The sequence below is a fragment of the Citrobacter sp. MGH105 genome (genome assembly GCF_001037485.2).
Taxonomy (GTDB): domain Bacteria; phylum Pseudomonadota; class Gammaproteobacteria; order Enterobacterales; family Enterobacteriaceae; genus Citrobacter; species Citrobacter portucalensis.
The window spans coordinates 4,378,412-4,392,370 of record NZ_CP073048.1; the positions used below are offsets into that span (position 1 = coordinate 4,378,412).

Below are 13,959 nucleotides of genomic sequence, written 5' to 3' on the forward strand. Positions count from 1 at the left end.
AGGAGCATTCCATGTCTGCTTTTACCCCGGCAAGTGAAGTCTTGCTGCGCCACAGTGATGATTTCGAACAAAGCCGTATTCTGTTTGCCGGTGATTTGCAGGATGACCTGCCTGCCCATTTTGAAAGCGCCGCCAGCCGTGCGCACACCCAGCAACTTCACCACTGGCAGGTGCTTAACCGCCAGATGGGCGACAACGTCCGCTTCAGCCTCGTCGCGCAGGCCGATGACGTTGCCGATAGCGATACGCTGATCTACTACTGGCCGAAGAATAAGCCGGAAGCCCAGTTCCAGTTGATGAACATTCTGTCGCTGTTACCGGTGGGCACCGATATTTTTGTTGTCGGCGAGAATCGCAGCGGCGTACGTAGCGCAGAGCAGATGCTGGCCGAATACGCACCGTTAAACAAAGTCGACAGCGCACGTCGCTGTGGCCTGTACCACGGTCGTCTGGAAAAACAGCCGGTCTTTGATGCAGAAAAATACTGGGATGAATACCAGACAGAAAATCTGACCATCAAAACGCTGCCGGGCGTCTTCAGCCGTGACGGTCTGGATATTGGCAGCCAACTGCTGCTCTCCACGCTGACGCCGCACACCAAAGGCAAAGTGCTGGATGTCGGCTGTGGCGCAGGCGTTCTCTCCGTCGCCTTAGCCAGCCACTCGCCGAAAGTGCGCTTAACCCTGTGCGATGTTAGCGCCGCCGCCGTTGAAGCCAGCCGCGCAACGCTTGCAGCCAACGGCATTGAAGGTGACGTCATCGCCAGTAACGTCTTTTCTGACGTGACGGGTCGTTTTGATATGATCATCTCCAACCCGCCGTTCCACGACGGTATGCAGACCAGCCTTGATGCCGCACAAACGCTGATTCGTGGCGCAGTGCGTCATCTCAACAGCGGTGGTGAACTGCGTATTGTGGCGAACGCCTTCCTGCCTTATCCGAAGGTTCTGGATGAAGTGTTTGGCTTCCATGAAGTTATCGCGCAGACCGGGCGTTTCAAGGTCTATCGCACTGTGATGACGCGCCAGGCGAAAAAAGCCTAACGGCTGTAGGCCAGATAAGGCGTTTACGCCGCCATCCGGCGTGACACCGAGCAACGCCGGATGGCGCTATCGCTTATCCGGCCTGCATAAAACGCCAAAAACCGAAGAAACGCCTTTTTTTTCGGCAATCACGTTAAGTTCGAAAATTAACTGTTGACGCCCTGCATAAAATCTCTAGAATTCGCCCCCGTGGTAACGATACTTTTTGAGTGTCGATGGTATGCGAAGGTGGCGGAATTGGTAGACGCGCTAGCTTCAGGTGTTAGTGTCCTTTCGGACGTGGGGGTTCAAGTCCCCCCCCTCGCACCATAATCCACGTTGATATTGCTCGCACTGGGCGAAGGTGGCGGAATTGGTAGACGCGCTAGCTTCAGGTGTTAGTGTCCTTAGGATGTGGGGGTTCGAGTCCCCCCCCTCGCACCAACGAGGCGATATCAAAAAAATAAGATGACTGTGCGAAGGTGGCGGAATTGGTAGACGCGCTAGCTTCAGGTGTTAGTGTCCTTAGGATGTGGGGGTTCGAGTCCCCCCCCTCGCACCAATTATCTTATTTCCCTCTCGATTTCCTTCTCTGTTTTGTTCATCCCTGATTCCAGTTCATCATTACCAAAACAATGCCACCAATCAGTGCCGCGCATGAAGGTAACAAAACAAAGTGCCGTAAACGTTTGTGGTACAGCATGAGCGAAGTCAGCAGTAATCCTAATACAATCATCACCTTCCATACGTAGACCGACAGATCGCTATATGCCATCCCGGCAATCAGCATTCCCGGCAGCAGAACACCCCATCCACTGCCCAGCGTACGTTGCAACATGATTTCACCTATGAAATTGATAATGATAACCAATATCATATGATAAAATTTCTCATTTGTCAGCCGTGAAGCACTATCAATTATATGAGTTTTACTTAACGATTGATGACATGAATAATCCAAGGTGATAAATTGCTCACCGGTTAGCTCTTCAACTAAAAACAATAAAAACCTCTGCGAATGATACCCCGTTCGTTATTTGTTTTATTTACCAACACACCTTCGTACATTGCAGATAACTAACAATATTTACCTATGACAGTACAATCCTGGCGAACTCTGCGCACAAAAAAATACCAACTCTCTTTACGACTGTTTCTGCTGCTCAACGCAGTCTCCGCGCTGTTTACGCTTTTTTTCCCACTGTTTACGGTCAAAGCCTTATCAGTACCTACGTTGCTGATGCTGGTGATGAGTACACTGCTGCTGGTATGGCATGGGAAATACGCGGATAAAAGAATTAATCTCCCTTTTATTTCAATCGTTTTTGGCTTGTTATGGGCGTTACATATATTCTTGAAATATAATGCTCTAGGTCAGAATGATTATTATTTCCTGTTAATAGCGCTGCTCAGCGTACTGTTTATTGGCTCTATCGCTTTTGCCAATAATATCATCGCGTTTACGCTCCACTCACTCCCCTCCGTCGCCGTTTGTTTATGGCTTAACGGCAGCGAACATGGTTTGCGGATTTTCTATTTTATGGCGCTGCCTATGGCCGGTATCGCCATCCAGCATGTGATACAAAAGCGCTACGATGGATTCGCTCAGCAACTGATGTACAAACTGCTGGAGGAAAGGGAAACCCTGAACGGGCTCAGCATGCTCGACCCGCTAACCGGTTTGTATAATCGCCGGGGGCTGCAACACCGGCTCGATACGCTGTTGGCTCTGAGTAATTCGAGGCACTTCGTTCTGCTGCTGGATATCGACCATTTCAAATCCTATAACGATCATTACGGACATATGATGGGCGACCAGGCGTTGATCCGTGTTTCTGCCGCCATCCGAGACTCCGTACGCTCCCGGGATGTGGTGGCGCGTTTTGGCGGTGAAGAGTTTATGATTTTGCTGACCGCGGTCGATCCACAGCAGGCCCAGGCTGCCGCCGAACGTATCCGCCAGAAAGTGTACGATCTTAAAATCCCTCACATGTTTAATGAGAGCGTGGCAACCAACGTAACCGTCAGTATCGGCATTGCACCTCTGGTAGAACAGGATATTGATGCTGCTATCGCCAAAGCGGATAAAGCCCTTTATGAGGCCAAGAATCTTGGACGTAACAATACGCTGGTCAGCGATGAGCTGCGGGTAAACTGCCCCTCTACCTGAGCTTTCTGTGCGCTGCCGCTCGGGATGGCGACAAAGATCTTGCCATCGCTCAATGTCAATTATAGGATTAGCAATCATTATCATTAAGATTAACATCCTTATATCGACATGGCTTATCGTTCCGCACCGATCGTTGAAGATGTCATCTGGCGTAGCCATCTCCCCTCAGAGATGCCCTCGCTGGCTGCTGCCGTACGCGCAACGATAGCCAAAACTCGCGAGCACCTGCTGGACTTCATTCGTCTTGACGAAACGCCTGTGCCAGGTGCAATGACGCTGCATGAATGGACGCAACCGGCGACGCTTAGCTCGCTGCTGGCCGTTTATTCAGACCATATCTATCGCAACCAACCCACGCTACCCCGCGAAAATAAGCCCCTGATTTCTCTTTGGGCGCAATGGTATATCGGCCTGATGATGCCTCCGTTAATGGTGGCCCTACTGACGCAAAAAGAGGCTATCGACGTCTCTCCTGAACATATGCGCGTAGAGTTTCACGAAACGGGCCGTGCGGCCTGCTTCTGGATCGACGTCCATCAGGATCACCAGGCAACAGCTCTGTCCCCTCAACAACGCATGGAAACGCTGATTCTCTCAGCGCTGACGCCGGTTGTGCAGGCGCTGGAAGCGACGGGCGAGATCAACGCGAAGCTTATCTGGAGCAACACCGGATATTTAATTCACTGGTATTTAACGGAAATGAAGCCGTTGCTAGGTGAGGAACTGCTGACCACGCTGCGCCAGACCTGCTTTTTTGAGAAACAACTCTCCTGCGGTCAGGATAACCCTCTGTGGCGAACCGTTGTTCCGCGCGAGGGGCTGTTAGTACGCAGAACCTGCTGCCAACGCTATCGCCTGCCTGACGTTCAGCAATGCGGAGACTGCACGCTGAAGTAAGCGAGGAGCCGTAGCCCCTCGCCAGATATTTATGCAACCTGCTGGTTTTCCTCTTCCATACGCTGCGCTTCTTCTTTTTCCTGCGCCAATAGCTGCTTTTCGTAGACCTTAAAGAATGGGAAGTAGATAACGGCCGACACCAGCGCCAACAGCACCACCAGAATAGCCGCACGATAATCCCAGCCTAATGCCCATGCCGCGCCAACCGGTGCCGGTGCTGTCCAGGGAACCACTGAAATGACCCGCCCAATTAAATCCAGTTTCATCGCCGCCCAGGCCAGTACCGCATTCACCATTGGGGCCATCAGGAAGGGGATAAAAAACACCGGGTTCATGACAATCGGCGTACCAAAAATCACCGGTTCGTTAATATTAAAAATGCTGGGGACTACGCTCAGACGCCCAATCGAGCGTAGATGAGCCGAACGACTACGCAGATAGCAAATCACCAACCCCATCGTTGCACCTGACCCTCCGACCACAATAAAGAACGTCCAGAACGCTTCCATAAAGATATGCGGTAACGGCGCGCCCTGCGCCAGCGCCGACTGGTTCATCCCAAGATTAGTTAGCCAGAACATTTGCAGCATTCCCGACACAATTGCCGCGCCGTGAATACCCGCAAACCACAATAGATGTCCAATCAATACCGCCAGAAGTATCGCCGGGAGAGAATCTGCAGCCGACACCAGTGGTTTAAAGATGGCCATAATGGCCTGAGGGATCAGCATGTCAAACTGCGACTGTATCACCAGACTCAGCGGGTACAGCGTCAGTACTACCACCAGCACCGGGATCAGCAGATCGAAAGAGTTTTTGATCATCGGCGGCACCTGATCGGGTAAACGGATGCCGATGTTGTGCGCCTTCAGGAAGCGCATCATTTCAACACAGTAAATGGCCACCAGGATGGCGGTGAAAATCCCCGTTCCTCCCAGGCTATCAACCGGCATTGTGCCTTTGGTTTTTGGCGCGGCAATCAGCAAAAAAGCCATGATTGATAGCATCGCACACATAAACGGATCTAACTGATGGGACTTCACATAGTGCTTGCCCAGGTTATAAGCAATAGCCGCACATATGTAGACCGACATAATCCCCATCGTCATATCAAACGGTGTGAGGATTTGGCCTTCAAACTGTTTTGCCAGATCCAGCCACGCGCGAGCAAATCCCCAGGTGGTATCCGGAGAAAAAGGCGGATAGGCAAAAACCAGCAGAAAAGAGCCTACAATCATAAAAGGCATCGCCGAAATAAAACCGTCGCGAATGGCCATTACATGTCGTTGTGAAGAGATGCGCCCGGCAACAGGGCTGACGTAATTTTCAACAAAGCGGATAATCACGTTAAACACAGCATGGTTAGTAGACATAGCCGTTCTCCCGTTGTGCAAAACCCTGCAACCGTGCTGGAATCAACACCACCACGTAAAGCCCATTACTACTTTTCGCAACCGTGCCGGGAGGAACAACAGCACTACCGCTTTTCGAGTTAAGTTTCATAGATGGCTCTTATTATGTGATACAGAGGAAGTGACAACTTCAGTATTAATCGTCATTTCAGCATTCTGCAACCGGTTACTGTAACCGGTTTCTTTGATTGTGAAGACGATCGAAAAACTGCCAATGTTGCTATGTTGTTACAATAAAATATTTACAGTGTGGTTGCCCCTATGACAAATTACATCCTGAAGTTTTCTGCTGTGCAGGGCTATCTGTAAGCGATAGGGAGAGAAGAATGAGTTTGCAATCAGTACGCCAATTCCTGGCGCAACATGCACCAGATATCGAGATCATCGAATTAAACCAGAGCACAGCAACCGTTGATCTGGCAGCAAAAGCCCATAACGTTGAACCTGGCCAAATAGCGAAAACACTTTCGCTAAAGGTGAAGAACGATATCATCCTGGTCGTGGCAAAAGGCGATGCCCGACTGGATAATAAAAAGCTAAAGAGTACGTTCGGTGCCAAAGCCCGAATGTTAAGTAGTGATGAGGTCGTGAACGCGACGGGGCACCCCGTTGGCGGCGTTTGCCCCTTCGGATTAGAAACACCGATATCAGTGTACTGTGATGTTTCTCTGAAGCACTACGCTGAAGTGCTGCCTGCCGCAGGTGCCATCCACAGCGCAGTTCGCATCACGCCTGAAAGGATGGCTGAACTGACTTCTGCCACCTGGGTTGACGTGTGTCAGTAATGTTTCACACGCTAAACCTGCGACCAAGCCCGGCAAGAAACACGTCAATGTTGTCCGTCATGAAACCGCCTGCATAAAAGGCGCTGGCTCGCCAGCACGCAGATACAACAGGATGTCAGCGGCATCCAATAACCCGGCATCCGAGCTGACCCCCAGTTTGGACATCACATTAAATTTGTGTGCCCGAATGGTTTTGATGTTCCGTTCAAGCTGAACAGCAATCTGTGGCATCGAATAGCCATTCGACATAAAGCGCAGTATTTCTCGTTCTGTCGGACTGAGCATACGGCTTTGATTAATATACCAATGGTTTTTCGTGCCTTCGGTTCCCCGACCAGGGCTGCTTAACGCCGTAAATAACGCGTCCTGCAACACCGTTAACGAAGAAGCTTTACTCACAACGCCATCTAACGGCAAGGGGGACAGGGAACCAATTAAACGCGCTTCAGCATCATCATCGGCAATCACCACACGGCGAATCCGCGGATAATTTATCGCCAGCTCCGTTAAATAGGCCAACCCTGCCCTACGATCGGTTCTGATTGCAGAGAGGGAAAAAATAACTGCCGAAAACGACATCTTTAACATTGCCTGGCTAAAAGCGGGCTGGTTTGAAAAGAGATGAAGTTTATATTGGTCATCCGGCATGGTATTAAATAAACTCTTAATACCCACGCTGCTCATCGTGCACTTTTCTACCAGTGCAACGTTTCTTTTGATGATTCTGCTTTCCATTCCGTGGTTTCTCCATAAACTGAAGGTAAATTAAGTTCTCGCGATCCTTGAGAACTATTTATCCAGGCATACATTTCTGCATTGCTATTTATCGACAAGCGACGCATAGCGCTATTCTTTTGGGCGCTGATTGTTTTATTACTTTTCTTCAGCAACGCCGCAATCTGGTTAATCCCCCAGCCTTTCCCAAGGAGGCGCAATACTTTTCTTTCAGAGAGAGTGAGAACGATAGATCGTGCGCTATGGTCTAACAATTGCGGCATAGCAGGCGGAAAGAGCAGCGCCTTGCTTATTCTCTCTGCTCGTGTATTTCCTGCGTGAATGACATTCACTAAACTTTCAATCGGCTCGGCGTCAGAGAGCAGCGAACTGACAGAACACATCAGTAGTTCAACAGCCAGAGGATAAAAAATACGAGATACGAGAAATACCCAATGAATATCACGGTATTGAGATAATAAAGAATAATATTGTTCGCAAACTGAACGTGGATGATTGCAGTCTCCGGTTAAATCAGCAATTACCAAATCAGCACACCGTAGCTGTAATAACGTCAGTTCTTCAACAGAACGACAGTAGGTAAGTTCGTAATCGGCGAACTGCGCTTGCATTACGCCTTTAAGCCCAGTTTGTATAATCGGTGATTTACTAATAATAATTGCGTTTTTGCAGCGTCCTGGCAACATATCCCCTCCACACTCACCAGTCCGCAATCGTACTTAATTAAACTCTCCCGGATAGATTAATAATCTTAACTCACAGGAGAATACTCCGAACAATAAGCGGGGTGAATTGTTATCCTTGGTATTTATTTCAAAAAGTATTGACAGCACCATCCAAATAGCGCCAAATTCTAAGCTATTATTGCACAATTACGTATAAATACATTATCTGTACAATTATAATAACTACAATAGATCGTTAGCATGGCTTACGTATTTGCCATCCGGGAAAATAACGCTACATTTCAATCATGTCTCCCCCTCGTACCTTAGCGAACGGGAGCGTTAAGATGCCACAACAGTATCACCTGTGTCTTTTTTCGACACAAAGATTGATCTTAGCCAGAGCCAGCGGGCTCATGCTTCATGATAAAAAGAAGACATTCGTCACTCAAAGAGATCCTTTTCAGTCAGAGCGAGCCATGCAAACAGAGCAGTCGTCACAGCGAACGGTTACACGGTTATGTATTCAATGCGGACTTTTTTTACTTCAGCATGGGGCAGAAAGCGCTCTGGTTGACGAGTTATCTACCCGCCTCGGGCTGACACTTGGCATGGATAGCGTAGAAAGCGCCATCTCCTCTAACGCTATCGTCCTGACCACCATTAAAGACGGGCAATGCCTGACATCAACGCGAAAAAATCAGGATCGCGGCATTAATATGCACGTCGTGACGGAAGTGCAGCACATTGTCATTTTGGCGGAACATAAACTGCTGGATATTAAAGGGGTAGAGAAACGCTTTAGCCAGATTAAGCCGCTACGCTATCCAAGATGGCTGGTCGCCTTCATGGTCGGCTTGTCCTGCGCCTGCTTTTGTAAGCTCAATAACGGCGGATGGGATGGTGCGGTGATTACTTTTTTCGCCAGCATGGTGGCAATGTATATCCGTCAGATTCTGGCATCCCGGCATTTGCACCCACAAATCAACTTTTGCATCACCGCGTTTGTGGCGACAACGATTTCTGGTCTGCTGCTAACGCTACCGACGTTTAACCACACCCCAACCATCGCCATGGCTGCCAGCGTGCTGCTGCTGGTTCCGGGCTTTCCGCTGATCAACTCCGTCGCGGATATGTTTAAGGGACACATTAATACCGGGCTCGCCCGCTGGGCAATTGCCAGTTTGCTGACATTGGCAACCTGCATTGGCGTAGTCATGTCGATGACCTTATGGGGGCTGCGCGGATGGGCGTGATCGATTTCATATTGGCGTTAATGCAGGACATGATCCTGTCGGCAATCCCGGCGGTAGGCTTTGCCATGGTATTTAATGTCCCTCATCGGGCGCTCCCCTGGTGTGCGGTACTCGGAGCGCTCGGCCACGGTTCGCGAATGGTAATGATGAGCGCAGGATTTAATATCGAATGGTCAACCTTTATGGCGTCGCTGCTGGTCGGCTGCATTGGGATCCAGTGGTCGCGTTGGTATCTGGCGCATCCGAAAGTCTTTACCGTTGCGGCAGTGATCCCGATGTTCCCTGGGATCTCCGCCTACACCGCCATGATCTCGGCGGTAAAAATCGGTCATTTTGGCTACAGCGAAGCGCTGATGATCACCCTGCTGACCAATTTCCTGAAAGCCTCATCGATTGTCGGTGCGCTCTCCATCGGGCTATCCGTGCCAGGATTATGGCTGTATCGCAAACGCCCACGCGTTTGACGGTGCACTTTCTTTAATACCATGCAGAGAGGGGAATCTCCCCCCTCATCTGCTGCTCTCCTTCTTCTCTGTGTTACTATAAAAGCAGTCCCCTTCTCGGTTGTTGTTCAGTATTGAGAAACATTATGCCCTGCAAAATTTTGACGCCAGACGTCACTAGCATTGACGCCTTACTACACGATCACCACGCCGTGCTGGCCAAGTCTGCGGGTGGCGCCGTAGCCGTATTCGCTAACAATGCACCAGCATTTTACGCGGTGACGCCTGCGAGACTGGCTGAGCTGTTGGCGCTTGAGGAGAAACTGTCACGCCCGGGAAGCGATGTGACATTGGATGATCAATTTTATGAAGAGCCGCAAGCCGCTCCCGTTGCCGTACCAATGGGGAAATTTGCGATGTACGCTGCCTGGCAGCCTGATGCCGACTTTCAGCGTCAGGCTGCTTTATGGGGTGTAGCGTTGAGAGAGCCGGTTACTGCTGAAGAGCTGGCCTCATTTGTTGCCTACTGGCAGGCTGAAGGAAAAGTCTTTCACCATATTCAGTGGCAGCAAAAACTGGCGCGCAGCATTCAGATTGGACGGGCCAGCAATGGCGGAATGCCAAAGCGCGATGTGAACAGCGTCAGTGAACCTGACAGCCACATTCCACCGGGTTTTAGAGGATAACGATGAAAAACGTTGGCGACCTGATGAAACGTCTGCAAAAAATGATGCCACCTAATGTCGAGCCCGCATTTAAAACGGGCGAAGAACTGCTGGCATGGCAAAAAGAGCAAGGTGAAATTCGTGCCGCAGCGCTGGCCCGCGAAAACCGGGCTATGAAAATGCAGCGCACATTCAACCGTTCCGGTATCCGTCCGCTGCATCAGAACTGTTCGTTCGAAAACTATCGGGTAGAGTGCGAAGGTCAGATGAACGCCCTGAGCAAAGCCCGCCAGTATGTTGAAGAGTTTGACGGCAACATCGCCAGCTTTATCTTCTCCGGCAAACCCGGCACCGGCAAAAACCATTTAGCCGCCGCCATCTGCAACGAACTGCTACTGCGCGGCAAGTCGGTATTGATCATTACCGTGGCCGATATCATGTCGGCGATGAAAGAAACGTTCAGTAATCGTGAAACCAGCGAAGAACAGCTGCTCAACGATCTGAGCAATGTGGATCTGCTAGTGATCGACGAGATCGGCATGCAGACCGAATCCCGCTATGAAAAAGTGATCATTAATCAGATCGTCGATCGCCGTTCATCCTCAAAACGTCCGACCGGCATGTTAACTAACAGCAATATGGATGAAATGAACAAGCTGCTGGGTGAGCGCGTGATGGATCGTATGCGCCTTGGCAACAGTCTGTGGGTCATTTTTAACTGGGAAAGCTACCGTAGTCGGGTAACCGGGAAAGAGTATTAAGGTATTAGGACCAATCCTAAGACTGCCAGCGCTATACTGCGCTGAAAAGGCATAACACGAGTTGCATATAATGATGAAAACTACCAAACGTCTGCTGTGCTGTGCGCTTGCCGCCAGCACGCTCATCTCCACCAGCGTTTTTGCCGCCTCCTGGCAGGATTCGCTCTCCAGCGCGGCCAGCGAACTGAGCAAACAAAGCTCCGGCTCGCAGGGCAGCTCGTCGCTCTCTTCCCTGACCAGCCTGCTGAATGGCAGCAATCAGTCGTTGACCTCAAGCAGCATGAATAACGCCGCCGGGATCCTGGAATATTGCGCTAAACAGAAACTGGCCTCGGTCACCGACGCGCAAAACGTCAAAAACCAGGTACTGGATAAACTGGGACTCAGCGCGCCTGAGCAGAAGCAAGACACCAACTATATGGACGGGATTCAGGGGCTGCTCAACGCCAAAGATGGTCAACAGCTGGACCTGAACACAATTGGCAACAGCTCGCTGGCGAAGCAGGTAAAAACCAAGGCCTGCGATCTGGTGTTAAAACAGGGCATGAACTTCATTTCCTGACGCACGACATGCCGCGTATAACCTGCGCGGCATCTATTTGTTTTCGACAATACATTCACATTCCAAATAAACAGTCTTTCCCCACAAAAACGCGCATATCTAAACCAATTCTGAATAACAACGTAATTTAATGTCACTACAATTGCAGCAATGTAACAACGCTATTACATTGTTCTCTCACCAAATGATTAGCCTGCCAGGCAGTTGCCCGGTTTACTGAGGATCGACCGTTGTCAGAATTAATCTCCATCACTCTGTTTCTCGCTTCAGTGCTGATTTATGCCTGGAAAGCGGGTCGCAACACCTGGTGGTTTGCCGCCACGTTAACGGTGCTGGGGATTTTTATTGTCTTGAATATCACGCTTTATGCCAGTGACTATTTCACCGGCGACGGGATCAATGACGCGGTTCTCTATACGCTGACCAACAGCCTGACCGGCGCGGGTATCGGCAAATATATTCTGCCGGGCGTTGGGATCGCGCTGGCGCTGACGACCGTTTTTGTCGCTCTCGGCTGGATCCTACGCCGCCGTCGCCATCATCCACATCATGTGGGTTACAGTCTGCTGGCCCTGCTGCTGGCGCTGGCCTCCGTTGACGCCAGCCCGGCATTTCATCAGATAACCGAACTCGTGAAGTCGCAGTCACGCGATGGCGATCCGGATTTCCCGACGTATTATAAAGAGCCATCGAAAACCATTCCCAATCCGAAGCTGAACCTGGTGTATATCTACGGTGAGAGCCTCGAACGCACCTATTTTAATAACGACGCATTCCCGGATCTGACCCCGGAACTCGGCGCGTTGAAAAACGAAGGTCTGGATTTCAGCAACACCATGCAGCTGCCGGGTACGGATTACACCATCGCGGGCATGGTCGCCTCCCAGTGCGGAATTCCGCTGTTTGCGCCGTTTGAAGGCAACGCCTCTGCATCGGTTTCCAGCTTCTTCCCTAACAATATTTGTCTGGGCGATATCCTGAAAAACTCCGGCTATCAGAACTACTTTGTGCAGGGTGCCAACCTGCGCTTTGCTGGCAAAGACGTGTTCCTGAAATCTCACGGCTTTGACCATCTGTATGGTGCGGAAGAGTTAAAAAGCGTGGTGGCGGACCCGACCTATCGTAACGACTGGGGCTTCTACGACGATACCGTGCTGGACGAAGCGTGGAAAAAATTCGAAGAGCTTTCGCGCTCGGGCCAGCGTTTTTCACTGTTTACCCTGACCGTGGATACCCATCATCCGGATGGATTTATCTCCCGTAGCTGCAACCGTAAACGTTATGACATCGACGGGAAGGCCAACCAATCGTTCAGCGCGGTCAGCTGCAGCCAGGAAAACATTGCCGAATTTATCAATAAAATCAAAGCATCGCCGTGGTTTAAAGATACCGTTATCGTGGTGTCTTCCGATCATCTGGCGATGAACAACACCGCATGGAAGTATCTGAACAAGCAGGACCGCAACAACCTGTTCTTCGTACTGCGCGGCGATCAACCGCAACAGGACACGCTGGCGGTAAAGCGTAACACGATGGATAACGGCGCAACGGTACTGGATATTCTCGGCGGCGATAACTTTATCGGCCTTGGCCGCAGCAGCTTGTCGAGCGAATCCGTCTCGGAAGTGTTCCTGAACATCAAAGAAAAAATGCTGGCGTGGAAGCCCGATATCATTCGCCTGTGGAATTTCCCGAAAGAGATGAAAGAGTTCACCGTCGACCAGGACAAAAATATGATCTCTTTCTCCGGCAGTCATTTCCGCCTGCCGCTGCTGCTGCGAGTATCGGACAAACGCGTCGAGCCGCTGCCGGAAAGCGAATACTCGGCCCCGCTGCGCTTCCAACTGGCAGATTTCGCCCCACGCGATAACTTCGTCTGGGTCGATCGCTGCTACAAAATGGCACAACTGTGGGCGCCGGAGCTGGCACTCTCTACCGATTGGTGCGTATCACAGGGGCAGCTGGGCGGACAGCAAATCGTACAGCACGTCGATAAAGCCAAGTGGAAAAGTAAAACCGTATTTAAAGACACGGTAATCGACATGGAGCGCTATAAAGGTAACGTCGATACGCTGAAAATTGTCGATAACGACATTCGCTACAAAGCAGATAGCTTCGTTTTCAACGTGGCGGGCGCGCCGGAAGAGGTCAAACAGTTTAGCGGCATTTCACGCCCCGAATCCTGGGGACGCTGGTCCAATGCGCAGCTCAGCGAAGAAGTAACGATTGAGTACAAAGCCCCGCTACCGAAGAAATTCGATCTGGTCATTACCGCGAAAGCCTTCGGTGACAATGCCAATCGTCCGATCCCCGTGCGCGTTGGCAACGAGGAGCAGACGCTGGTGTTAGGCCATGATGTCAGCACCACCACCTTACATTTTGATAACCCGGCGGATGCCGATACGCTGGTAATTGTTCCACCCGATCCGGTCGCCACCAACGAGGGCAATATTCTCGGTCACTCACCGCGTAAGCTGGGGATCGGGATGGTTGAAATCAAAGTAGTGGCTCAGGGTTCGTAACATGAAAGGCCTGATAGCGCTTTGCTTATCAGGCCTATCGTGAACCGAATGTATTGTCTGAAAA

At 50.6% G+C, this 13,959-nt stretch carries 14 protein-coding genes and 3 tRNA genes; 13 read left to right on the forward strand and 4 right to left on the reverse strand.

What is annotated here, in order from left to right; translation table 11 throughout:
- The first annotated feature begins 11 nt into the window (after positions 1-11).
- The 4 genes from rsmC (at position 12) to SK35_RS21020 (ending at position 1,584) form a co-directional block, all read left to right on the forward strand.
- The gene (rsmC, locus tag SK35_RS21005) at positions 12-1,043 is read left to right on the forward strand and encodes a 16S rRNA (guanine(1207)-N(2))-methyltransferase RsmC (RefSeq protein ID WP_048214995.1); all 1,032 of its coding nucleotides are present in this window, start codon (positions 12-14) and stop codon (positions 1,041-1,043) included.
- A gap of 222 nt (positions 1,044-1,265) precedes the next feature.
- Positions 1,266-1,352 (forward strand) — tRNA-Leu (locus SK35_RS21010).
- A 28-nt stretch (positions 1,353-1,380) separates the two neighbouring features.
- Positions 1,381-1,466: transfer RNA gene (locus SK35_RS21015), tRNA-Leu, on the forward strand.
- Positions 1,467-1,498: 32 nt separating this feature from the next.
- Positions 1,499-1,584 (forward strand) — tRNA-Leu (locus SK35_RS21020).
- Between the two features lie 39 nt (positions 1,585-1,623).
- On the opposite strand, the gene SK35_RS21025 is transcribed toward SK35_RS21020, so the two are convergent.
- The gene (locus SK35_RS21025) at positions 1,624-1,860 is read right to left on the reverse strand and encodes a DUF1435 domain-containing protein (RefSeq protein ID WP_003019100.1); all 237 of its coding nucleotides are present in this window, start codon (positions 1,858-1,860) and stop codon (positions 1,624-1,626) included.
- Positions 1,861-2,115: 255 nt separating this feature from the next.
- On the opposite strand from SK35_RS21025, the gene SK35_RS21030 reads away from it, so the two are divergent.
- Both SK35_RS21030 and fhuF read left to right on the forward strand, forming a co-directional pair.
- The gene (locus tag SK35_RS21030) at positions 2,116-3,192 is read left to right on the forward strand and encodes a diguanylate cyclase (RefSeq protein WP_048214997.1); all 1,077 of its coding nucleotides are present in this window, start codon (positions 2,116-2,118) and stop codon (positions 3,190-3,192) included.
- A 108-nt stretch (positions 3,193-3,300) separates the two neighbouring features.
- The gene (gene fhuF, locus SK35_RS21035) at positions 3,301-4,089 is read left to right on the forward strand and encodes a siderophore-iron reductase FhuF (RefSeq protein WP_032942310.1); all 789 of its coding nucleotides are present in this window, start codon (positions 3,301-3,303) and stop codon (positions 4,087-4,089) included.
- A 29-nt stretch (positions 4,090-4,118) separates the two neighbouring features.
- Here the strand turns inward: fhuF and SK35_RS21040 are convergent, their stop codons facing one another.
- Complete coding sequence (locus SK35_RS21040) at positions 4,119-5,462, reverse strand: PTS sugar transporter subunit IIC (RefSeq protein ID WP_048214998.1); 1,344 nt, start codon at positions 5,460-5,462, stop codon at positions 4,119-4,121.
- 365 nt (positions 5,463-5,827) lie between these two features.
- Here SK35_RS21040 and SK35_RS21045 point away from each other — a divergent pair, with 365 nt between their 5' ends.
- Positions 5,828-6,286 carry a YbaK/EbsC family protein gene (locus SK35_RS21045; RefSeq protein WP_003830001.1) on the forward strand — a complete coding sequence of 153 codons (459 nt, stop codon included), beginning with the start codon at positions 5,828-5,830 and terminating at the stop codon, positions 6,284-6,286.
- 57 nt (positions 6,287-6,343) lie between these two features.
- Here the strand turns inward: SK35_RS21045 and bglJ are convergent, their stop codons facing one another.
- Positions 6,344-7,021, reverse strand: a complete 678-nt coding sequence (gene bglJ, locus SK35_RS21050) for a DNA-binding transcriptional activator BglJ (protein WP_048214999.1) — start codon at positions 7,019-7,021, stop codon at positions 6,344-6,346.
- Positions 6,982-7,707, reverse strand: coding sequence for a helix-turn-helix transcriptional regulator (locus SK35_RS21055; RefSeq protein WP_048215000.1), 726 nt, complete (start codon positions 7,705-7,707; stop codon positions 6,982-6,984). The genes bglJ and SK35_RS21055 overlap by 40 nt, the downstream gene beginning before the upstream one ends.
- A 458-nt stretch (positions 7,708-8,165) precedes the next feature.
- Between SK35_RS21055 and SK35_RS21060 the strand changes: the two genes are divergently transcribed.
- From SK35_RS21060 to opgB, 6 genes are all read left to right on the forward strand, one after another.
- Positions 8,166-8,942 (forward strand): threonine/serine ThrE exporter family protein, encoded by a 777-nt coding sequence (locus SK35_RS21060; RefSeq protein ID WP_048215001.1) that lies wholly within the window; start codon positions 8,166-8,168, stop codon positions 8,940-8,942.
- The gene (locus SK35_RS21065) at positions 8,933-9,406 is read left to right on the forward strand and encodes a threonine/serine exporter (protein WP_048215002.1); all 474 of its coding nucleotides are present in this window, start codon (positions 8,933-8,935) and stop codon (positions 9,404-9,406) included. Before SK35_RS21060 ends, SK35_RS21065 begins: the two co-directional genes overlap by 10 nt.
- A 125-nt stretch (positions 9,407-9,531) precedes the next feature.
- Positions 9,532-10,071, forward strand: coding sequence for a primosomal protein DnaT (dnaT, locus tag SK35_RS21070; RefSeq protein ID WP_008786116.1), 540 nt, complete (start codon positions 9,532-9,534; stop codon positions 10,069-10,071).
- Positions 10,072-10,073: 2 nt separating this feature from the next.
- Positions 10,074-10,811, forward strand: a complete 738-nt coding sequence (gene dnaC, locus SK35_RS21075) for a DNA replication protein DnaC (RefSeq protein ID WP_003019133.1) — start codon at positions 10,074-10,076, stop codon at positions 10,809-10,811.
- Between the two features lie 70 nt (positions 10,812-10,881).
- Entirely contained in the window at positions 10,882-11,373 is a 492-nt protein-coding gene (locus SK35_RS21080) for a DUF2501 domain-containing protein (protein ID WP_048215003.1), read from the forward strand.
- A gap of 230 nt (positions 11,374-11,603) precedes the next feature.
- Positions 11,604-13,895 (forward strand): phosphatidylglycerol--membrane-oligosaccharide glycerophosphotransferase, encoded by a 2,292-nt coding sequence (gene opgB, locus SK35_RS21085; protein ID WP_008786114.1) that lies wholly within the window; start codon positions 11,604-11,606, stop codon positions 13,893-13,895.
- The last annotated feature ends 64 nt before the right edge of the window (positions 13,896-13,959 follow it).